Annotated in this window: 19 protein-coding genes, 2 tRNA genes and 1 riboswitch; of the genes, 7 read left to right on the forward strand and 14 right to left on the reverse strand. The window is 60.0% G+C overall.

The window, feature by feature from the left end; all coding sequences use genetic code 11:
* Positions 1 to 74 precede the first annotated feature (74 nt).
* From IHQ71_RS20855 to IHQ71_RS20870, 4 genes are all read left to right on the forward strand, one after another.
* Entirely contained in the window at positions 75 to 536 is a 462-nt protein-coding gene (locus IHQ71_RS20855; protein ID WP_258158347.1) for a phasin family protein, read from the forward strand.
* Between the two features lie 203 nt (positions 537 to 739).
* Positions 740 to 816 (forward strand) — tRNA-His (locus IHQ71_RS20860).
* Positions 817 to 1,039: 223 nt separating this feature from the next.
* A complete protein-coding gene (locus IHQ71_RS20865; RefSeq protein WP_258158348.1) occupies positions 1,040 to 1,336 on the forward strand; it encodes an antibiotic biosynthesis monooxygenase in 297 nt (98 codons plus the stop codon).
* 219 nt (positions 1,337 to 1,555) lie between these two features.
* Positions 1,556 to 1,807 (forward strand): helix-turn-helix domain-containing protein, encoded by a 252-nt coding sequence (locus tag IHQ71_RS20870; protein ID WP_258158349.1) that lies wholly within the window; start codon positions 1,556 to 1,558, stop codon positions 1,805 to 1,807.
* 155 nt (positions 1,808 to 1,962) lie between these two features.
* Here IHQ71_RS20870 and IHQ71_RS20875 read toward each other — a convergent pair whose 3' ends face one another.
* Together IHQ71_RS20875 and IHQ71_RS20880 are read right to left on the reverse strand one after the other, a co-directional pair.
* Positions 1,963 to 3,744 carry an IlvD/Edd family dehydratase gene (locus IHQ71_RS20875; RefSeq protein ID WP_258158350.1) on the reverse strand — a complete coding sequence of 594 codons (1,782 nt, stop codon included), beginning with the start codon at positions 3,742 to 3,744 and terminating at the stop codon, positions 1,963 to 1,965.
* Positions 3,745 to 3,940: 196 nt separating this feature from the next.
* Positions 3,941 to 5,125: an O-succinylhomoserine sulfhydrylase gene (locus IHQ71_RS20880; protein WP_258158351.1), complete on the reverse strand. Its 1,185-nt coding sequence runs from the start codon at positions 5,123 to 5,125 to the stop codon at positions 3,941 to 3,943.
* A 47-nt stretch (positions 5,126 to 5,172) separates the two neighbouring features.
* Positions 5,173 to 5,251, reverse strand: a riboswitch (SAM riboswitch).
* A 75-nt stretch (positions 5,252 to 5,326) separates the two neighbouring features.
* Here IHQ71_RS20880 and IHQ71_RS20885 point away from each other — a divergent pair.
* The gene (locus IHQ71_RS20885) at positions 5,327 to 6,421 is read left to right on the forward strand and encodes a 2'-deoxycytidine 5'-triphosphate deaminase (RefSeq protein ID WP_258158352.1); all 1,095 of its coding nucleotides are present in this window, start codon (positions 5,327 to 5,329) and stop codon (positions 6,419 to 6,421) included.
* A gap of 3 nt (positions 6,422 to 6,424) precedes the next feature.
* Here IHQ71_RS20885 and IHQ71_RS20890 read toward each other — a convergent pair whose 3' ends face one another.
* Complete coding sequence (locus tag IHQ71_RS20890) at positions 6,425 to 7,213, reverse strand: ion transporter (protein WP_258158353.1); 789 nt, start codon at positions 7,211 to 7,213, stop codon at positions 6,425 to 6,427.
* A gap of 79 nt (positions 7,214 to 7,292) precedes the next feature.
* Positions 7,293 to 8,645, reverse strand: a complete 1,353-nt coding sequence (locus IHQ71_RS20895; protein ID WP_258158354.1) for an HD-GYP domain-containing protein — start codon at positions 8,643 to 8,645, stop codon at positions 7,293 to 7,295.
* 109 nt (positions 8,646 to 8,754) lie between these two features.
* On the opposite strand from IHQ71_RS20895, the gene IHQ71_RS20900 reads away from it, so the two are divergent.
* A tRNA-Gly gene (locus IHQ71_RS20900) sits at positions 8,755 to 8,828 on the forward strand.
* A 12-nt stretch (positions 8,829 to 8,840) separates the two neighbouring features.
* Here IHQ71_RS20900 and IHQ71_RS20905 read toward each other — a convergent pair.
* The 5 genes from IHQ71_RS20905 to rocF all read right to left on the reverse strand — a co-directional run bounded on the left by IHQ71_RS20905 (position 8,841) and on the right by rocF (position 16,633).
* The gene (locus tag IHQ71_RS20905; RefSeq protein WP_258158355.1) at positions 8,841 to 9,434 is read right to left on the reverse strand and encodes a Crp/Fnr family transcriptional regulator; all 594 of its coding nucleotides are present in this window, start codon (positions 9,432 to 9,434) and stop codon (positions 8,841 to 8,843) included.
* A 248-nt stretch (positions 9,435 to 9,682) separates the two neighbouring features.
* A complete protein-coding gene (locus tag IHQ71_RS20910) occupies positions 9,683 to 13,036 on the reverse strand; it encodes an efflux RND transporter permease subunit (RefSeq protein WP_258158356.1) in 3,354 nt (1,117 codons plus the stop codon).
* Positions 13,037 to 13,049: 13 nt separating this feature from the next.
* Positions 13,050 to 14,261, reverse strand: a complete 1,212-nt coding sequence (locus IHQ71_RS20915) for an efflux RND transporter periplasmic adaptor subunit (RefSeq protein ID WP_258158357.1) — start codon at positions 14,259 to 14,261, stop codon at positions 13,050 to 13,052.
* A gap of 393 nt (positions 14,262 to 14,654) precedes the next feature.
* Positions 14,655 to 15,713, reverse strand: coding sequence for an ornithine cyclodeaminase (locus IHQ71_RS20920; protein ID WP_258158358.1), 1,059 nt, complete (start codon positions 15,711 to 15,713; stop codon positions 14,655 to 14,657).
* Complete coding sequence (rocF, locus tag IHQ71_RS20925) at positions 15,710 to 16,633, reverse strand: arginase (protein ID WP_258158359.1); 924 nt, start codon at positions 16,631 to 16,633, stop codon at positions 15,710 to 15,712. The genes IHQ71_RS20920 and rocF overlap by 4 nt, the downstream gene beginning before the upstream one ends.
* A gap of 118 nt (positions 16,634 to 16,751) precedes the next feature.
* Here rocF and IHQ71_RS20930 point away from each other — a divergent pair, with 118 nt between their 5' ends.
* Positions 16,752 to 17,189 (forward strand): Lrp/AsnC family transcriptional regulator, encoded by a 438-nt coding sequence (locus IHQ71_RS20930; protein ID WP_258162899.1) that lies wholly within the window; start codon positions 16,752 to 16,754, stop codon positions 17,187 to 17,189.
* Here IHQ71_RS20930 and IHQ71_RS20935 read toward each other — a convergent pair.
* The 5 genes from IHQ71_RS20935 to IHQ71_RS20955 form a co-directional block, all read right to left on the reverse strand.
* Positions 17,186 to 17,692, reverse strand: coding sequence for a GNAT family N-acetyltransferase (locus tag IHQ71_RS20935; RefSeq protein ID WP_258158360.1), 507 nt, complete (start codon positions 17,690 to 17,692; stop codon positions 17,186 to 17,188). The two genes, IHQ71_RS20930 and IHQ71_RS20935, sit on opposite strands and share 4 nt — an antisense overlap.
* A complete protein-coding gene (locus IHQ71_RS20940) occupies positions 17,685 to 17,975 on the reverse strand; it encodes a DUF1778 domain-containing protein (protein ID WP_258158361.1) in 291 nt (96 codons plus the stop codon). Before IHQ71_RS20940 ends, IHQ71_RS20935 begins: the two co-directional genes overlap by 8 nt.
* A gap of 40 nt (positions 17,976 to 18,015) precedes the next feature.
* Positions 18,016 to 18,453, reverse strand: coding sequence for a hypothetical protein (locus IHQ71_RS20945; protein ID WP_258158362.1), 438 nt, complete (start codon positions 18,451 to 18,453; stop codon positions 18,016 to 18,018).
* A 56-nt stretch (positions 18,454 to 18,509) separates the two neighbouring features.
* Positions 18,510 to 19,712, reverse strand: coding sequence for a phosphoglycerate kinase (locus tag IHQ71_RS20950; RefSeq protein ID WP_258158363.1), 1,203 nt, complete (start codon positions 19,710 to 19,712; stop codon positions 18,510 to 18,512).
* Between the two features lie 76 nt (positions 19,713 to 19,788).
* On the reverse strand, positions 19,789 to 21,585 hold the full coding sequence (locus IHQ71_RS20955; protein WP_258158364.1) for a potassium/proton antiporter: 1,797 nt from the start codon (positions 21,583 to 21,585) through the stop codon (positions 19,789 to 19,791).
* Positions 21,586 to 21,736 lie beyond the last annotated feature (151 nt).

Raw genomic sequence — 21,736 nt, forward strand, 5'->3', positions numbered from 1 at the left:
TCGATGCTATATGACGATCATCGAATAGAGACCACCCGGAAAAACCGGTCAACCCATTCCAAGGAGCATTCCACATGGCATTCGCGAAGAAAACCGCTTCCGACGACGTATTCTCCCTCTCCGCCTTCGACCCGTCGAAGTTCTCCGACACCTTCCGCGATTTCGCCGAGAAGAGCTCTTCCAAGACCAAGGAAAGCCTTGCCAAGGTGAAGGAAGTCACCGAGGAAGCCAGCAAGACCGTTGAAGCCACGCTGCAGAGCGCCCAGGCCGGTACCGTCGAACTCGGCATGTCCGCCATCGGCATGATCCGCACCAACACCGAGACCTCGCTCGCCCATCTCGAATCGCTGCTCGGCGTGAAGTCGGTCTCCGAATTCTTCGAACTGCAGACCTCCTTCTTCCGCAAGCAGGCCGAAGCCGCTGTCGAGCAGGTCAAGGCACTCTCCGAGACCTCCAAGAAGGTTGCGGAGAACGTCTCCAAGCCGGGCAAGGATGCCGCCGAGAAGGCCATGTCGTCCTTCAAGATGACCGCCTGAGCTATCGCATATCAGTAACGCGTCCCTAGTGAAGCGTATGAGGCCGGGCAATGCCCGGCCTTTCTGTTCCCTGCGGCACAGACTGGTGGCCATGGTCGCGCTATAAATTGCCTCAAGTTGAAAAAAGCGGCCGAGGGGCTTGAAAAAAAATCTTACCCCTCGTATGTCACGCCCAAGAATGCTAAGAGCGTTCCAGTGGATATGCGGTTGTAGCTCAGTTGGTTAGAGCGCAGGATTGTGGCTCCTGAGGTCGGAGGTTCGAGACCCCCCAACCGTACCATTCCCCACTTCTCCATAGTTTTGATCGGGCGTGGTTTTGCCGGCACTGCCGATGCATTGTCATTGCGAACCGCACCATTTCATCGTTTCCAACGGCCTGTTCCAGCTATCCCACCTCCTTTCGGCGTGCTAGTTTGAACGCAGGGGGAAGGCGATGTTCAACGAAACTTGCCCGGCCAGCCTGCCCCAAAATACGCATTTCGACGTTGCACACGGAGGCATTGATGATCGCGTTCAATATCGTGCGTTTCAAAGTCAAGCCTGGCATGGAGGCCGCCTTTCTCGATGCGCACGGCAAGATCGCCGATAGCTGGTCGGGTTTGCGTCACGCCAACATCATCAAGACAGGCGAAGGTCGCTACTGCATTGTCGCGGAGTGGGATAGCATGGAGGCACTGGCAGGCAGCCGGCCCCAGATGATTGCCACGCTCGACAGTTTTCGCGAGACCCTCGAGGACCTCGGCAGCGGGTTGGGCGTCACCGACGCGGTCGCAGGTCCGGTCGTCCTGTCGGCAAAATAGTGCAGGAGAAGATCGGCGATCGCGATCGCGATCCGCCTCCCGCGATCAATATGCCGGGGTTTGCGCACCGTTCGCAACTGCGGCAGTTCTTAACAAAACACTACCTATCCGCTCTTGCTCTCTTCGCACACGCAGCATAATAGATGTGTGTCCAAAAGAGGGCAGAATTGAGCATTGGGGATCTGCCGGTTTCGACAGATAGAATACGAAGGACCTTATATGAACATTTCACTCAATCATCTGGATCAATCCGAAAACGCCATTATCGACGTGTCGCTTGTGGCAAACCGTGTCAGAACGAGCCGCCAGGCCGCTGGATACAGCATCGAAGACCTGGCCGTGACATGCGGCCTTACGAGCGCGGAAATTGTCCGCATCGAAGACGGCATCGAGATCGATATGCAGCACCTGAAGCGCATTGCCCCGGCGCTGCAACTGTCTGTGACCAGTCTTCTCGAAGCCCAGGCTTGACAACTATTCGCGGCCGACCCTGTTGGGCCGGCCGCCTGCATTCCAGAGCCGCTCATTGTTAAATGGAGGCTCTATCCAAGAAGCCGGCCAAGCGCCCGCAAATCCCTTATAAAATCCTGTCTCGCTTCCGCCTGTGACGGCTCGCATTTACACGTTCAGTGATTATGCCTCGGTGGGTTCCTGGCGATCTGCCGGAACTCCGTCGCACCTTCGAGCGTGGCGCCCTCGGCGAGCGAATTGACCGTCTTGCGATAGATGCGCTGCCAAGGCGTGGCGTCCGGCGGTACGGCGGGAATACCGTCACCCTTGCGCCGCTCGATCTCGGTATCATCCACCAGCATGTCGCAGCGGCCGTGGTTGAAATCGATACGGATGACATCGTCGGTCCTGAGCCATGCGAGCCCGCCGCCCGCCGCACTTTCCGGCGAGGCATTGAGGATCGACGGACTGTCCGACGTGCCGGACTGGCGGCCATCCCCGATGGTGGGCAGGCTCTTGATGCCGCGCTTCAGGAGATGATCCGGCGGCTGCATGTTGACGACCTCGGCCGAACCTGGCCAGCCTATGGGACCGGCGCCGCGAATGACCAGGATCGTCTTCTCGTCGATGCCGAGCGCGGGATCGTTGATCCGCTTGTGATAATCCTCCGAACCGTCGAACACCACGCATTTGCCCTCGAACACGCCTTCATGACCCGGTTCCTGCAGGTAGCGGCGACGGAAATCATCCGAGACCACGCTCATCTTCATGATCGCGTAATCGAAAAGATTGCCCTTGAGCACGAGGAAGCCCGCGCGCTCCATCATCGGCGCGGCGTAGGGATAGATCACCTCGCGGTCTTTCGCTTCACGACCCTCGAGATTCTCGGCCATCGTCCTGCCCGTGACGGTGCGACAGTCGCCGTTCAGCTTGCCGTTCTCAAGCAGTTCCCACATCACGGCAGGCGTGCCGCCGGCGCGATGATAGCGCTCGCCGAGATAGGCACCGGCCGGCTGGACATTGGCGAGCAGCGGAATATCGAAGCCGTGGACCTGCCAGTCCTCGGGATAAAGCTCGACGCCGGCGTGCTTCGCCATCGCGGCCAGATGAGGCTGGGCATTGGTCGAGCCGCCGATCGCCGAATTGGTGCGGATGGCGTTGAGGAAGGACTCGCGCGTCAGGATGTCGGAGGGCTTGAGATCCTCGAGCACGATCTCGACGGCGCGACGCCCGGTGCGATACGCCATCTGACCGCGCTCGCGATAGGCGGCCGGTATGTTGCCGCAGCCGGTCAGCGACATGCCGAGCGCCTCGGCCAGCGCATTCATGGTCGAGGCCGTGCCCATCGTGTTGCAATGACCGATGGAAGGTGCCGAATCGAGCACCGCCTCCATGAACTCTTCCTTGTCGATCTCGCCTGCCGCATAGCGCCGACGCGATTGCCACATGGCCATGCCGGAACCCGCGAGCTTGCCGTCGTGCCAACCATCGAGCATCGGACCGCCCGAGAGCACGATCGCCGGTATGTCGACCGTCGAGGCCGCCATCAGCGCCGAGGGCGTGGTCTTGTCGCATCCGGTCGTCAGCACCACGCCGTCGATCGGATAGCCGTAAAGCACTTCCACCAGGCCGAGATAGGCGAGATTGCGGTCGAGCGCCGCCGTCGGCCGCTTGCAGTTCTCGAACAGTGGATGGGTGGGGAATTCGATGGCGATGCCGCCCGCGTCGCGTATGCCGTCGCGGACCCGTTTGGCCAGTTCGATATGATGGCGATTGCATGGATTGATATCGCTGCCCGATTGCGCGATGCCGATGATCGGCTTGCCGGAGCGCAATTCCTCGGGCGTGATCCCCTGGTTCATGAAGCGCTCGAGATAAAGCGCCGTCATATCGATGTAATCAGGGTTGTCGAACCAGTCCTGGGAACGCAGGCGGCGCTTTGGATTTGGTTCGGACATATCGATCATTCCCGTGGAGTCACAAATTAGTACCCCGCCCCAACCCCTCCCCACAAGGGGGAGGGGCTAACCGGCGGCACCCCTCCCGCCCAAAAAGCAACGTCTCCACAAGTGGCGATCGTGAGATGAGAAAAGAGCGGTGATACACGTTAAGCCCCTCCCCCTTGTGGGGAGGGGTTGGGGCGGGGTCTTAAAATTACTTCCCGATCTTCGACAACGCCCGGTCGAAATCCTCGATCAGGTCATCCGCATCCTCGATCCCAGCCGAGAGCCGCAGCAGCCCCGGCGAGATGCCCAGTTCGACGCGTGCATCTTCGGTCAGGTTCTTGTGCGTCGTCGTCGCCGGATGGGTGATCAGGCTCTTGGCGTCACCAAGATTGTTGGAAATCATGACAACGTCGAGCCCGTCTTGCACCGAGAAGGCAGCATTCTTGCCGCCCTTCAGCTCGAACGCGACCAGTGTCGAGCCGCCGGTCATCTGGCGCGCGATAATGTCGGCCTGCGGATGATCCTTGCGGCCGGGATAGATCACCTTGGCGACCGCGCTGTGACCCGCGAGGAAATCCGCCACCTTGGTCGCGTTCTCCGTCTGCTGCTTTACGCGCAGTGCCATGGTCTCCAGGCCCTTGAGCAGAACCCAGGCGTTGAACGGCGACATGGCCGGGCCGGAATGGCGGAAATAATCGTGCAGGTTGGCGTCGATCCATTCCTTGTCCGACAGCACCACGCCGCCGAGGCAGCGGCCCTGACCATCGATATGCTTGGTGGCGGAATAGACGACGATATGGGCGCCGAGTTCGAGCGGCTTCTGGAACAGCGGCGTGGCGAACACGTTGTCGACCACGACCTTCGCGCCGACCTGGTTGGCGAGCTTCGCGACGCCTTCGAGATCGACCACTTCAAGCGTCGGATTGGTCGGGCTTTCCAGGAAGAACACCTTGGTCGTCGGGCGGATTGCCTTTTCCCAGTTGGCGAGATCCTTGCCGTCGATCAGCGTACATTCGATGCCGTATTTCGGCGCCAGCGTCTCGACCACCCAGCGGCAGGAACCGAACAGTGCGCGCGCGGCGACGATATGGTCGCCCGCCTTCAACTGGCAAAGGATCGCGGCGGTGACGGCCGCCATGCCGGAGGCTGTGGCGCGGGCGTCTTCCGCGTTCTCCAGCAGGCACATGCGCTTTTCGAACATGTCATTGGTGGGGCTGCCGTAACGCGCATAGATGAAGCCGTCCGTCTCGCCCTTGAAACGGGCTTCGGCCGCGGCCGAGTTCTCATAGACAAAGCCCTGCGTCAGGAAGATCGCTTCGGAAGTCTCACCATATTGGGAACGCAATGTGCCGCCGTGGACGAGTTTGGTTGCCGGCCGCCAGTTCTTGCTCATATCATCACCTTCAGACATCAAAAAACCGGCCGCAAAAAGCAGGCCGGTTTCCAACGAACCCGGCCTTTTTAGCTACTTGTTTAACGTGGCTGCAAGCCGGCCGGCCAAATCACCACGGGACAAATCGGGCTTAACGCATCTGCCTTCTTGCGTCAACGGGAATGGATTTCTATTGTCCCGTCCTGACCCTTAGGAGATGAAATGGCAGGCATACTTGCAGACCGCGCGATCCGGACATTGTTCGACGAAGGCCGGCTTATATCCGAAAAGCCGCTCGACGCCGACCAGATCCAGCCGGCCAGCCTCGATCTCCGGCTGGGCGCCAACGCGTTCCGCGTGCGCGCGTCCTTCCTGCCGGGGCCATCAAAGCGCGTCGCCGATAAGCTCGACAGGCTCAAGCTGCATGTGATCGATCTCTCGGAAGGCGCGGTGCTGGAAACCGGCTGCGTCTATATCGTGCCGCTGATCGAGAGCCTCGACCTGCCGGCCTCGCTCTCGGCCTCCACCAACCCCAAGAGTTCGACGGGCCGGCTCGATATCTTCACCCGCGTGATCACCGACTATTCCCAGGAATTCGACCAGATTCCCTTGGGCTACAAGGGGCCGCTCTACCTCGAAATCTCGCCGAAGACCTTCCCGATCGTAGTCCGCCGCGGCTCGCGCCTGTCGCAGATCCGCTTCCGCAACGGCCAGTCGCTGCTCAGGGAAGACGAGATGCTGGCGCTGCACCTCTCGGACACGCTGGTCGCCAGCGAAAAGCCTGTGATTGCAGGTTCCTCGATCGCGCTGTCGATCGACCTCAAGGGAACCGGCCCGGAGGGGCTGATCGGCTATCGCGGCAAGCGGCATTCGGCGGTCATCGATGTCGACGTGAAGGCGGCCCATGACATTTTCGATTTCTGGGAGCCGATCTACAGTCGCGGCCGCAACGAACTGATCCTCGATCCGGACGAGTTCTACATCCTCGTCTCCCGCGAGGCCGTGCACGTGCCGCCGCTCTACGCGGCTGAAATGGTGCCCTTCGATCCGCTGGTCGGCGAGTTCCGCGTCCACTATGCCGGCTTCTTCGATCCCGGATTCGGCCATGCCCAGGCAGGCGGTGCGGGCGCGCGGGCGGTGCTCGAAGTGCGCAGCCACGACGTGCCGTTCATCCTCGACCATGGTCAGATCATCGGCCGGCTGGTCTACGAGCACATGCATGAAATGCCCGAGGCGCTCTACGGCTCCGGCCTCGGCTCGAACTACCAGGCACAGGGCTTGAAGCTTTCCAAGCATTTCAGGGGTGCGGCGGAGTAAATCTCATCCGTGTTTCGCGCGGCGCAGTTCGACGAGTTCGTGCCGGATCTCGCGAAGCTCGCGCAGGATTTCCGCCTGCTCCACCTCCATCTCGGCTTGCGCCTCCTTCACCTCCGCCTCGTGCTCGGTCTGCATGGCCGAGACGATGATACCGATGAACAGGTTGAGCACGGTGAACGACGTGGCCAGGATGAACGGCAGGAAGAACATCCACGCCTGAGGATGCTTGTCCATCACCGGCCGGACGATCTCGGCCGCCCAGCCTTCGAGCGTCATGACCTGGAACAGCGTGAAGGCGGAGGCGGCGATATTGCCGAAATAGACCGGAAAATCCGCCCCGTAGAGTTTGGTCGCCATGACTGAGAAAACGTAGAAGACGAGCATCAGCAGCAGGAAGATCGACCCCATCGAGGGCAGCGCTAGGAACAGGCCGCCCACCACGCGCCGCATGGAAGGGATGATCGAGACGAGCCGCAGGACACGCAGCACGCGAAGCGCACGCAGGATCGAAAGCGGTCCGCTTGCCGGCAGTAACGAAATACCTACGACCAGGAAATCGAAGACACGCCAGGGATCGCGAAAGAAGGCAGTCCTGTAGATCACGATCTTGGCCATCAGCTCGACGACGAAAACGCCGAGCAGCGCATGATCGATCAGATGCAACAGGTCGCCGTACTTCGCCATGATAGAAGGCGAGGTCTCCAGCCCGAGCGTGACGGCATTGAGCACGATCAGCCATGTTATGGTGAGATCGAATACGCGCGACTCGATCAGGCCCTGCAAGCGCTCCATGTCTCGCCTTCCCTTTTGATTTTCACCGCTCGCTCTTAGCAAGGCGGACCTCGGGGAAGGAAGGCTTATCTTGAGCTATTCACGCAGCTTCAAGCAATTCGATACGCGCGATCGCACGTTCGAGCGCTGCGATACAGACGGGATCATGCGACGCGCCGGCACCTTCATGAAGGATTGCGAACGCTTTGGCGATCGGCATGGCAGCGCGATAAGGCCGGTCCGCCGTCAGCGCATCGAATACGTCAGCGGTGGAAATAATCCTTGTATCGAGGCAGATTGCATCGCCCGAAATCCCGCGCGGATAGCCCTTGCCATCGAGGCGCTCGTGATGGGCGCCGGCGACGCGCGCGAGATCGGAGAAGACGGTGATTTTCTGCAAAATCGCCTCGGAATGAGCGGCGTGGTCCTTCATTGCCTCCCATTCCTGTCCATCGAGCTTGCCATTCTTGTCGAGGATCGAATTGCTGACGCCGAGCTTGCCGATATCGTGCAGAAGAGCGGCGCGCTTGATCCAGCGCCGCTTCGGCAGATCATAAGCCATCTCTTCGGCGATCATGTCGGTGAACAGCGCCACGCGATCGCTATGGCCAGAGGTGAACGGGCTCTTGGCATCGATGACACGCGCGAAGGCTGCGGCGATGTCGTCGAGATAGTCCTCGTCAGCCATGCGCGCCGACTGGCCGGGTTCCAACGAGAGCACGATCTCGCTGAGTTCAAGCGAGGCGAGCGTGCTCCAGAAAGCCTCATCAGAGGCAAGCCTGAGGAACACATCCGCGAAGGCCGGGTCGAACCAGGAACCGCTGCGGCGCCTGACTTCCCGGCATGCGGCATCCCTGCCGCCGCTGACATAGAAGACGTCGATCACCTGGCACATCAGGGCAATCCGCGCGAATGGCGAGATGACAGCGCCGGCCAGACCTTGCGGCTTGCCGCCGCCGTCGAAGTGTTCATCGAGATCGAGGATTCCATGAGCCACGGGCTCGGAAAAATGCATCTGCCGCGCAATTTCGGCGCCGCGTTGGCAGCGCGTCTCGATCAGTTCCCGCGAGATCGTGCCGCCATTCTGCAATATGTTGAGCACGCCGCGAAAACGCTCGGCGAGCCCTGCTTGCAATCCTGTGTGGCTCAGCACGAAGCCCAGCACCTGACTCAAGCTGGAGTCGACGAGCTTGAAATCCTTCTTGAACGTCAGGTCGTCGGCCAGGTAAAGTTCGCAGATGCGTGCCGCATTGGACGAACAGCCGAGATCCTTCAGGAGCAAGGTGTAATAGAGATCGCCAAGTTCTTCCGTCGAGAAGCCGAGTTGCCGACCGATCTGCATGCCGATCCAGCAGCAGCGGATGCAGTGACCCGCCGGTTGGCCCTCGGTCATATCGAGCGCGTGGCTGAGCGCGCCCATGATCTCCGCGAGACGGATCGATTGCCCTGACATGATGTGCCGACCCCCGCTGTTTGACGAAGGGTGACGCTAACATGGCCGCGCTGAGAGAGTCTTAACGGCCCTTGACAGCAGGCCGAATGTATCGGATTTGAAAGGCCGTGCGGGTGTAGCTCAATGGTAGAGCAGCAGCTTCCCAAGCTGAATACGGGGGTTCGATTCCCCTCACCCGCTCCAGCACCTTTCCCGTCAGAAATTCTTCAGCGCCTCGGCATCGGTGATCTGCACCATGCGGCCGCGAATGGAAACGCCGGTTTTCCGGAGCATGGAGAAGGCACGTGACAGCGCTTCCGGCGCGAGGCCCAGCTTGCCCGCGAGCAAGCTCTTCTGGAATGGCAGCTTGAAGGCATTGCCGGGGCCGCCATGGGCGTGCCAAAGCTCGAGCAGGTACTTGGCAACGCGCTGAGGCGCGGTGTGCAGCCGGTCGTTGGCGACGCTGAGACGGGCATCCATCGCATGGAACGCCATGATCCGCATCAGCGACAGCGCGAGCGCGGGCTCCTCGACGAGCATTGGCCGGATTTTCTCTCCATCGAAGCGGGCGAGTGTCGTCGCCTCCGCAGCCTGCACCTGGAACGGATAGCATTCATCGAGAAACATGGCGCATTCGGCAAAGACATCGCCGGCGCCGTAGACCGCGATATCCGCCTCGCGGCGGTCCTTTTCGAGCCGGTAGAGACGGACATGCCCACTCAACACCACGAAGAACTCCTGCGGCCGCGAGTCCATCTCGATCAGGATCTCCCGGTTCGGATGGGCAGTCACCACGGCGCTGTCCAGCATCCTTCTCTGCAGCCGCGGATCGAGAGAGGCAAGCAAACGCGATCTGGACAGAACGTCCCGGTCGCGCGCATTCAATTTCAGGCTCTTGTGCAATCCATGGTCTCCCGATGACAGGTCCGGCATGCTCCACAGTACAGGAAGCGTGGGCAACCGAATTGATCTGGATCAATTCCGGGCAAATATTCCCGGAAAAAGCAAAAACCCGGCACGTGGCCGGGTTTGTGTCTTTTGTCATGGAATGGAGAGCTTTACTCCGCGGCGAGCGGCTTGCTCTCCCTGTCATTGGCAGCAAAATCCCGGCGGCTTTTCGCTGCGGCCGGCGTCGTCTCGGTGTCGGGCCTGTCGCTTTCGATCCGCTGGAGGCGTTCCTCGAGCGAGGAGATCGTGCGGCTGTTCTCGTTGAGCAGCCGGGTCAGATCCTCGTTTTCGAGAACCTCCATCTCCTCGTCCTTCTTGCCGAAGAAGCGGCCGAAGATCCAGCCAAGCAGACGGGATAGATCGTCCATGATCAGGAAGAAGGCAGGCACAACAACCAGCGACAGCACTGTCGACACCAGGATGCCACCCATGACCGCGATGGCCATCGGCGCGCGGAAGGCACCGCCTTCGCCTACACCGAGCGCCGAGGGAAGCATACCGGCCGACATGGCGATTGACGTCATGATGATAGGACGGGCACGCTTGCGGCCCGCCTCCACCATGGCTTCGGACCGCTTCATGCCGCGATGCATCATCTCGACCGCGAAGTCGACGAGCAGGATCGCATTCTTTGCCACGATACCCATCAGCATCAGCATGCCGATCATGACGGGCATGGACATCGCATTGTTGGTGATGATCAACGCGATTGCGACGCCGCCGGTCGCCAGGAACAGCGAGAAGATGATGGTGATCGGCTGTAGCACGTCCTTGAATAGAAGGATAAGTACTGCGAAGACCAGCATGATCCCGAGGATCATAGCGGTCACGAAGCCCTGGATCATCTCGCCCTGGATCTTTGTGTCGCCGCTTTCGAGCTGCTGCACCGTCGGCGGAAGCTTCACATCCTTGACGGACTTGTTGAACGCTGCCATGGCCTGATCAAGCGCCACACCCGGCGGCAGGCTGGCACCCAACGTCACGACGCGATTGCGGTCGTAACGCTTGATCATGCTCGGGCCTTCGGAATAATTGACATCGGCGACCGAGGCCAGAGGCACGCTCGCGCCCGTATTCGTCGGAATCTTGAGCGCCTTGATCTCGGCCAAGCTGCGACGAACCGTGAGATTGAGCTGGACCCGCACCGGGATCATGCGATCATCGAGAGAGACCTTCGAAAGCGCCTGATCGATGTCGCCGATCGTGGCGACACGGACCAGCTCGGACACCTGTGCGGTGGTGATACCAAGTCGCGCCATGCGAACCGGGTCGGGCCTGATCTGGATTTCCGAGCGAGGCAGAGCACCTTCAACGCCGACGTTGAGCAGTTCCTTCTGCTTGCGCAGATCCGCCTCCAGGCGCGCTGCGGCAGCGTCCAGATCCTTGGCATTGGACGAGGTCAGGTTATAGGCGACGTCACGTTCGCCACGGTCGTTGAGCTTCAGGATGCGGGCATCCGGAATATCGGTGACACGCTTGAAGATTTCCGTCTCGATATCCCATTGCGGAACCGTACGCCCGTGGATTTCCATCTTCGGGATGTAGGCACCCACAACAGGGAGTTTCCCGAAGACATCGTTGACGATCTTCTTGAGCAGTGAATGCTCGATCTTGTCGAGGTTGACATAGATCGACGCGCGGCGCAGCTCGAGATCACCCTTCGGCGACGAGCCCCCGAGAATATAGATGCTGTCGACTCCCTCGATATCCTTGATGCGATCGCCGACGACCTTGGTCAGCGCATCCGTATCCTCGAGCTTGGCGCTCGGCGGCAATTCCACCGAGAGGATAACGCGGCCGGCATCCTCGGGTGGCATGAAGCTGCCGGGGACGCTTGCGAGGAGCACGAAGGAGCCGAAAAGCACCCCAAGTGATACGACCAGCGTGCCATAACGACCGTACCAGCGGTGCGTGACAGCGCCGATCAGCGCGGTGTAGCCGCGCATGATCCAGCCTTCCTTGCCATGGCTGCCATGGTCGAGATTGGCGTCGGATGCCCGCATTAGATAGGCAGCCATCAATGGCGTGATCAATCGCGCCACCGCCAGCGAGAAAAAGACAGAGATCGCCACCGTCAGGCCGAACTGGATGAAGTACTGGCCGGGGATGCCGCCCATGAACGACACCGGTGCGAAGACCGCGATGATGGTGAAGCTGGTGGCAATGACGGCGAGCCCGATTTCGTCGGCAGCCTCGATAGCCGCGCGATATGGCGACTTGCCCATCTTGATATGGCGGGCGATGTTCTCGATCTCGACGATCGCGTCATCGACCAGGATACCTGTCGCAAGCGTCATGGCGAGGAACGAGACGAGGTTCAACGAGAACCCGATCATGTCCATGATCCAGAAGGTCGGGATCGCCGAGAGTGGCAGTGCAACGGCCGAGATCAACGTCGCACGCCAGTTCCTTAGGAACAGGAACACGACGATAACGGCAAGCAGGGCGCCCTCGATCAGCGTATGGATCGCGGATTCGTAGTTGCCGTAGGTGAAGTAGACTGCGTCATCGACGAGCTGGATATTTACTTCGGGATTCTTTTCGCGGATCGTCTTTAGACCGGCCGCGACGGTCTCCGCAACCGTGACTTCAGAAGCGCCCTTTGAGCGGAACACGGCGAAGGAGACGACCGGATTGCCATTGAAGCGTGAAAACGACGTCGGCTCCTTATAAGTATCCGTGATCGTGCCGAGATCGGCGAGCTTCACGAACCTGTTGGCCGAAACATAGATCGTCGTATTGGCGAGCGCCTTGACGTCACGCTGGTCGCCCAGCGTACGGATCGCCTGCTCGGCGCCGGCAAGCTGGCTACGGCCGGAACCCATATCGGCATTGGTGTTCCTGACCTGGCGGTTCACATCCGCGGCAGTGATGCCATAGGAGTTGAGCTTCGCTGGGTCGAGCTCGATGTGAACTTCGCGATCGGCGCCACCGAACCGGTCGATGCGGCCAACACCAGGCTTGCCCTGCAGCGCGCGCTTGACGGTATCGTCGACGAACCATGAAAGCTCTTCGAGCGTCATGTTCGGCGAAGAGATCGCGAATGTCTGGATCGCGTTGCTTTCAACGTCGATCTTGGTGACTTCAGGCGTCTCGGCCGTGGCCGGCAGGTCGGACTGGATGCGGTCGATCGCATCCTTGACGTCCTGCAGCGCCTTGTCCGAGGGCACTTCGATCTTGAACATGATGGCGGTCGTCGATACGCCGTCATTGACCGTCGACTGGATGAAATCGACGCCGGCGATACCGGCAACGGCGTCCTCGACCTCGCGCGTCACCTGCATTTCGAGTTCGGCCGGAGCAGCACCCGCCTGCGACACGCTGACCGAGACGATCGGCACGTCGATATTGGGGAAACGGGTGATCGGCAAATCGTAGAACGACTTGATGCCGAGCACCGTCAGCAGGAAGAACGCCAGAAGCGGCGCGACGGGATTGCGGATGGACCACGCGGAGAAGTTCATGATCGCGTCCCCGTCAGTTCGATGCGGTCTGCGGGAAGACCGGGTTCACGCGGTCGCCGTCGCGGACATAGGCGCCCGCCTTCTCGACCACGATATCCCCAGCCTTCAGGCCGCTTTCGATCTCGACGAAGTCACCGTCCTGCACGCCGGTTTTCACCGTCGTCAGCTTGACGACGCCTTTGCCATCGACCAGGCGAACGATCGGCGCACCGTCTTCGGTCGTCACCGAGGTCAGCGGCAGGGTCAACACATTACGGTCCGAAATGATGATCTCGGCGGTCGCATACATGCCGATTCGAGCGGCGGAGGCATCGTCGATCGTTATCTTGACCGTGCCGAGTCGGGTCGTCTGGTCGATCACGGGATCAATGGTACGCACCTTGCCTTCCGTCTTCGTGCTCGTGCCGGCAACCGCCAGATGAACGACCTGGCCTGCATGGAGCTTCAATATATCGCCTTCGCCGACATCGGCCTTCAATTCCAGAGCATTGTCGCGAATGATGGTGAACAGCGGATTGCTGCCACCGAGCGCGATCGCGCCGATCTTGGCACTGCGCACGGAAATGATCCCGCCGACCGGGGTCTTCACCTCGGTCCGTGCCAGCTTGAGATCGATATCGTCAAGCTGCGCATCGACGACCTTGATGTCGGCGACATTGGCGAGGATTGCCTGGTTCGCGGAATTGACGCGCGCGGTGGAGGCCGTTGCGGTTGCCCGCAATTGCTCTGCCTGCGACACGGCGATCGCCTTGCTCTTCACGAGCTTTTCCGCCCGTTCGGCTTGGCGGAGGGCTTCCGCCTCGTTCGCCTGCGCTTCGACGAGCTGTGCCTGGAACTGGGCGCCAACGGCCTCGGCCTTGGCCCGGTTGGCCTGCAACTGGCTCTTCTGAAGGATCAGCGCGTCGCGCGACAGCGTGGCAAGCACATCGCCCGCCTTGACGGAATCGCCGACATCGGCCTTGAGATCCTCGATCCTGAGGCCCTCGACCTGCTGCTGGACATAGACCTCTTCGACCGCCTGGATCGTGCCCGAAACAATGACGCGATCGACGAGCTTGCGCTCGCGAACGTCCATAACCCGGATCGCTGGGAGGTTTGCCTTGTCATCGGCCGGCTTGGCCGCTGTCTGGGTGACGGCCGCGGGGTCATCCGCGGCAATGGAAAAGGCTGGAGAGGCCGCAAAAACCGAGGCGGCAATAGCAAACGCTAACTTTCTTATAGACATGTTTCATCGTCCCTGGCCGGTGGTCGAAGTTTGAAATGATAAACCGGTCCCGGCCGAAGCCAGGAGCATACCCTTTTTGCTGCAATGCAACAAGTCCGCTAGCGGACTTCGCGCCAATCACACTGCAACGCGGTCGTCATCCAGTCCGTCAATCACACGCTGCCTCGACCGGCGGGGCAAAACGAACGTGGGACCGACAACACCCGCTATGTGGACATCACGGATGCGCCGCACAAGAGGTATGGAATGCTCTATAATAGCAAAATTGTAAAAATTTGAAGGCGGGAAAAGACCAAGTTTTGAAACTGTTACGAAAAGGTGACAGTTTTGATCGGAAGCGACCAACTTGTATTGCGTGCAATACTTCCTTGGTCGTTTGATCAATCAATTGATCTATGCGACCTTAACGTCCTGCTTCACCGAACGCAAGAGCATGCCGTAGAGATCGCGCGGTTCATCGGGATCGGCCAGCAGATCGAGTTCCTGGTAAAGGCCCGTTCCGGCGAGTCGGTCACGCAGATAGCGTAGCGCGGAGAAATCCTCGATCGCGAAGCCGACGGAATCGAACAGCGTGATCTGGCGATTGTCGGTGCGGCCTTCGGCCTGGCCGGCGACGACCTTCCAGAGTTCGTTGATCGGATGGGACTTGTCCAACTGCTGGATTTCGCCCTCGATCCAGGTCTGCGGCGGATATTCCACGAAGATTTCCGACCTGAGCACGATGTCTCTGTGCAACTCGGTCTTGCCGGGGCAATCGCCGCCGACAGCGTTGATATGCACGCCTTGGCCAACCATGTTGTCGGTCAGGATCGTCGCATTCTTCTTGTCTGCCGTCACCGTGGTGAGGATGTGGGCGCCACTGACCGCTTCTTCCGGCGTAGCACACTCGACGATCTCGAAGCCGTGACCGGCGAGATTGCGCGCGCATTTCCTGGTGGCATTGGGGTCGATGTCGTAGAGGCGCAGCTTGTTGATGCCGAGCACGGCCTTGAACGCCATCGCCTGGAACTCGGACTGCGCGCCATTGCCGAAGATCGCCATCGTGGTGGCACCCTTCGGCGCAAGATACTTGGCGGCCATGGCTGACGTCGCGGCGGTGCGCAGCGCGGTCAGGATCGTCATTTCCGTGATCAGCGTCGGATAGCCGCTCGCTGTATCGGCCAGCACGCCGAAGGCCGTGACCGTCTGGCGGCCGGTGCGGGTATTATAAGGGTGGCCATTGACATATTTGAAGCCGTAGAGCGTGCCATCGCTGGTCGGCATCAGTTCAATGACGCCGGCTTCCGAATGTGCACCGACGCGCGGGGTCTTGTCGAACAGTTCCCAACGGCGGAAATCCTCTTCGATATAGGTGACCAGATCGGTGAGGAAGGTCTCGACCCCCGTCCGCATCACGAGCTTCATCATGTTGTCGACGCTGACGAAGGGGACGATGTTGAGGTTCGGGATCATGCGTAGCTCCTGGTGGGTCTGTCCATCACCTGCTTGCCCATAAGGCTGGTGGTGAGGTCGGTCATGAGGAAAGCGGTACGGCCGCGATCATCGAGGAAGGGGTTGAGTTCGACGAGGTCGAGGCTGGAGACCAGCCCGCTGTCGTGGAGGATTTCCATGACGAGATGCGCCTCGCGGAAGGTCGCACCGCCGGGCACGGTCGTGCCGACTGCAGGCGCGATCGAGGGCTCGAGGAAATCGACGTCGAAGCTGACATGCAGCATGCCGCCCGCATCCGCGATCTCCTTGAGAAACCGCCTTAGCGGCGCCACGATCCCCTCTTCATCGATCATCCGCATATCGGCAACCTGGATGCCGGCCTCGCGAATGGCACGACGTTCCGCGGGATCGACGGAGCGAATGCCCATCATGCACATGTTCTCTGGCTTCACCGGCACTTCGAGCGTCGGGAAATAGCCTTCGAAGCCCGGCTGGCCGGTGAAATAGGCGACTGGCGTCCCATGCAGGTTGCCTGACGTCGTGGTGACCAGCGAATGGAAATCGGTGTGTGCATCGAGCCAGAGCACATAGAATGGCTTGCCGAGCGCCTTGGCGCGCTTCGCCATGCCCGCTACGGTGCCTGCCGAGAGGCTGTGGTCGCCGCCCATGAAAACAGGCACGGCATCCTTGCTCTCGTTAAACGCGGCATAGGCAAGCGCCTCGGTCCAGGCGACGGTCTCGCCGAGATTCTTGAGCGCCTTGTTCGGATGATCGAATGTGTGCGGCACCGGCGGCGACACATTGCCGGCATCGGTGACATCGTGGCCGAGATCGCGCAGAGCGCCGGCAAGGCCAGCAGCCCGAAACGCAGCCGGTCCCATATCGCATCCAAGGCGTCCTGCACCTTCCTGAACGGGCGCACCGATAAGCGTGATCTTCATGAATTTCTCCTTGGGCTGAATTGGACCATATAGAGGTGGCGATGTGAACAATATGATTTGGCAAAATTAGCGATTCAACTTATCATTCTGATGAATTTGACCGCCATATTGGAACATGATGGACGATCTCGACCAAAAACTCATCACCTTGCTGAGACATAACGCGCGCCGCAGCGTCTCCGATCTGGCCATCGAACTCGGCATGGCGCGCGCGACGATACGAACACGCATGGAGCGGCTGGAGCAATCCGGCGAGATCATCGGCTATACCGTGATGCTGAAATCCGATGCCGCCGCGCTACCGGTGCGCGGCATCATGATGGTCGAAGTAGAAGGCCATTCCGCGGACCGCGTGCTCAGGGCGCTCAACGGCTTCTCCGAGATATCCGCCATCCACACCACCAACGGCCGCTGGGACCTGATCGCCGAACTCGGCGCCGGCACGCTGCCGGATTTCGACGCGGTACTGCGTCGCATCCGCCTCATCCAGGGCATCACCAGCAGCGAAACAACGCTTCTGCTGACCACGCCCAGGAGCACGAAGGCGCGACCTTAACGTTTTTGGTATTTGACCAAATCGAGCGCCAGGGTCCTGTCTTCCACCGGCATTCTGACGAATCCAAAGCGGAGGTAGAACTGTTCCGCTCTCTGCGAGATGGCATGCACCACGACTAGGCGGGCACTGACATTCTGGGAAGCCACGAGGCTACGATTGACAGCGTCGTGCAACAAGGCCGCGCCGAGGCCGTGACCCTGGGCGGTTTCGTCGATTGCAAGTCGACCGAGAACAACCGATGGAATGATCTCCGGCATATTCCTGCGAATGCTACCAGGCGTGTCGATCGCAAACAGGCTACCCATCGAAAGTGCGTAATAGCCCACCACTCTGTTCGAACCCGCGTGACAGGTCACAAATGTCCTGCTTGCACCCAGCGCAAGGTTCTTGAGCGCGCGTGTTTTGAGCCAATCATCGAGGATGGGTTCGCCGCATTGAAATGACAACAGATCGTGATCAGGATCGATAACAACCGGATGGTCGAACCGCGCTTGGTCAGCCATTGGCCCAATCTGATTTGACAGATTTAAGGCGGTCGATGCCCTTGGATTCAGCCTCCGAAGGAACCGCGTCCATCCAAGTCAGCACTTTTTGGAACGCTTCGGCATCAAGACGAATCATCGTCTGGTCAAGAAGGACGTTTGTGGCTTCCTTGAGTGCAGATGACAGCATGAACTGCGACCGGTTGGTCCCCGAAATATTTGCGGCGCGATCGATCAAATCCCGATCGCCCGACCGGGCGCGGAGATGAATATTGACTTCGGATGTTTCGGGTTGTCCAGCCATCAGCCATAAGTGCGCCTATGTGGTGACATTGTCAACACATTTACCTCGCAATCTCGATCGGCGTGCCGGCGAACACCTTCGACGGCAGTCGAACGCTGGCGAGATCATCTACGTCGAAAGCGACATATTCCCAGAAGAACAGCGTTTGCTTGCGCGCATTGTGGATGGCGGAAAAGGGGATGAAGAGAGGGTGATGCCCCGGGCGGAAGACCTTACGATTCTCTATGTAGAGACCAACGTCAGTCGTGATCACCGTCAGCACGCGCTTGTAGCTCGCCACGCCGAACATGCCGGTAACATACTGGAGCACAGCTCCGGACGCCGGACGCTCACTGGCCGCATATTGTTTCGCCACCTTTCCCCAACCGCCGATGAACGACATGAGCAGGGTAATGCTGACCCAGAGCGCCGAAAAGAAAATGGGAAAGGCGATCAGCACGAATAGCAGGACAAGCCAGGTTCCCGTGCCGTTGCTCATGCTGTCCTTCCCCTTTGGCAGAAGAATGGCGGGAAATCCCGCCATTTGTCCACTCGTTATTTTGCTTTGTTCAGCACGTCGACGCCCGGGAGCGGCTTGCCTTCCATCCATTCCAGGAAGGCGCCGCCGGCGGTCGATACATAGGTGAAATCATCGGCAACGCCGGCATGATTGAGCGCCGAGACCGTATCACCGCCGCCTGCTACCGAGACGAGCTTGCCGGCCTTGGTTTCCTCGGCGGCATGCCTCGCGGCAGAGACGGTCGCCGTGTCGAAAGGCTCGATCTCGAAGGCACCGAGCGGACCGTTCCAGACCAGCGTGTTGGCCTTGCCGATCCAGGCATTGACCGAGGCAACAGATTCCGGACCTACATCCAGCATCATCGCGTCGGCGGGAATGGATTTCACCGAAACAGTCTCGTTGGCGGCACCGGCCTTGAATTCGCGGGCCACCACGCCATCAACCGGCAACACGATATCGCAGCCCGACTTCTTGGCTTCGGCCATGATCTCACGCGCCGTCTCGGCGAGATCGTGCTCGCAGAGCGACTTGCCGACATTGATGCCTTGAGCGGCCAGAAAAGTATTTGCCATGCCGCCGCCGATGACCAGCGCATCGACCTTCTTCACCAGGTTCTTGAGCAGGTCGATCTTGGTCGAGACCTTGGCACCGCCGACGATCGCGACGACCGGACGCGTCGGATTGCCGAGTCCCTTTTCCAGCGCTTCCAGTTCGGCCTGCATGGTACGGCCAGCATAGGCGGGAAGAATATGCGCCAGTCCTTCGGTCGAGGCGTGAGCGCGATGCGCGGCCGAGAAGGCGTCGTTGACGAAAATATCGCCATTGGCGGCAAGCGCCTTGACGAAATCCGGGTCGTTCTTTTCCTCGCCCTTGTGGAAGCGGGTATTTTCGAGCAACAGGATGCCACCATTCTCCATCGCGGCGACGGCCTCCGCTGCCGGCGCGCCGATGCAGTCGCTGGCGAACTGAACGCGATGATCGAGCACGGCCTCGACGGCGGACTGGATGATCTTGAGCGAATATTCCGGATCCGCCCCACCCTTCGGACGACCGAAATGCGCCAGCAGGATCACCTTGGCGCCCTTATCGGAGAGCTCGAGAATGGTCGGCGCCACGCGTTCGATGCGCGTCGCGTCGGTCACCTTGCCATCCGACACCGGCACGTTGAGATCGACGCGCACGAGGACACGCTTGCCGATGATGTCGTTGAGATCGTCGAGGGTCTTGAAAGACGGCATATGAGCATTCCGCGCTGATGTTGAAACCGGCGCGAACATACTACGGCAGGCATCAGACGCAAGCCGCGATTTGCCTCTAAGCCGAGGGTTTGAACTTGTTGCGCACGCGCTCGGCAATCTCGTGAAGATTGAGGAAAACCGGCAGCGTGTGCCGCGGCTCGACGGCTTCCATGGAGATGCCGATCGAGGAGACATGGTTGGTTTCGTCGATGTCGCGCACGATGAGAATAATCGGCCCGAGACGAACGCGGTCGGCATAATCGGCCTTGCCGCCGAGCCGCGACAGCATCATCTCGCCGACCGTCATGCTCTTCTCAGATTCCAGCAGCAGGCCGGGCCCATAGGCCGCATCGAGTTCGCGCGCCGGACGGTGCGGGGAAATCGCGAAGGTGCCGAAGAATTCTTCGTCATCGACATCGACCTGGGCACGGCTGGCGAACAGCCTGTCGAGCAGCGGAATGAAGGTCGGCGTCACGAAGAGATAGGCAAGATCGTTCTCGCGCAGCCGGCCGGCATATTGATAGCGCATCGACCGACCGTCGCGGATCACCAGCGACGGTGTCGCCCAGCGTGGAATACGTTCGCCGGTCAGCACCGGACTGTCCTTGATCACGCGATAGGCCACCAGTTCATGGCTCGACGAGCGCGGCAGGTCGACCTCCAGGCGGTCGACCTCGCCGGTCTGCTTGGGAATGATCAGGCCCAGCCTGCGCGCCACCGGCTTGATCGTCCAGCCCTGCAGCACCAGCGAGACGAGCACGATGATGAAGGTGATGTTGAAGAATTGTTGGCCGTTTTCGAGCCCCGACAGAATGGGGACGATGGAGAGCAGGATCGACACCGCGCCGCGCAGACCCACCCAGGCCAGGAAGGTAATTTCCTTCTGGTTGAAGTCGAACGGCAGCAGGCAGAGCCACACCGCCAGCGGACGCGCGACGAAGATGAGGAAGAGGCCGAGCACGATTGCCGGAACGATGATCACATTGAACTGCGACGGTGTCGCGAGCAGCCCGAGCATCACGAACATGATGATCTGCGCCAGCCACGTCATGCCATCCTGAAAACGCTTGATCGCCAGCCGCGACTGCAGCTTCTTGTTGCCGGCATAAAGCCCCGCGACATAGACCGCGAGAAAGCCGCTGCCGTGCAGCGCACCGGTGATCGAAAACACCAGCAGCGCCAGTGCCAGCACCAGGATCGGCGCCAGCCCGCGATCCTCGTCGAAACGGTTCGCGGCGGCAACGATGAGCCAGCCACCGGCAAGACCGGCAACCAGGCCGATACCCATTTCCTGGACGAAAGACATCAGAAGCGCGAGATTGAAGCCGGCGAACCCTTGGCCCGACGTGATCAAGTTGACCAGCATGATCGTCAGGAAGATCGCCATCGGATCGTTGGTGCCGGATTCGACTTCCAGCGTAGAAGTGATCTGGTCGCGGATGTTGATGCCACTGATCCGCAGCAGGAAGAACACGGCCGCGGCATCCGTCGAAGCGACGATCGAGCCAAGCAGCAGGCCTTCGAGGAACGAGAAATTCGTGAGGTAGATGGTGACGATCGCAACGAGGCCGGTTGTGATCAGCACGCCCACCGAGGCCAGCAGCATGGCGGGCGCGGCGGCAGTCTTGAACGCCTCGATCGGTGTTCCGAAGCCTGAATCGAACAGGATCACAGCAAGCGCGACATAGCCGAACATGAGTGAAAGCCCGTTATTGCTGAAATCAATACCCAGACCATCAACACCGGCAATCAGGCCGACGCCCAGAAAAAGTAAAAGAAGAGGCGCGCCAAATCTAAACGCAAGTATAGAAGAAAAAGCAGCCAGCAAAACCAGCGCCGAGCAGACCAAAACAACTGTATAAAATGCGTCCAAACTTGCCCCCTTTCGCCACGCATCAGTACCGACGAAACTCAAAAAACTTCGCCATAGACAATATAGAATTTTAAATTACCATCGCCCGATGCAATCATATTTCGGACATGGAGAAGGATGAGACCGGAGCGAATCCCGGCTACGCATTATT

Origin of the sequence: Rhizobium sp. TH2 (assembly GCF_024707525.1) — a bacterium.
Lineage (GTDB): Bacteria > Pseudomonadota > Alphaproteobacteria > Rhizobiales > Rhizobiaceae > Rhizobium_E.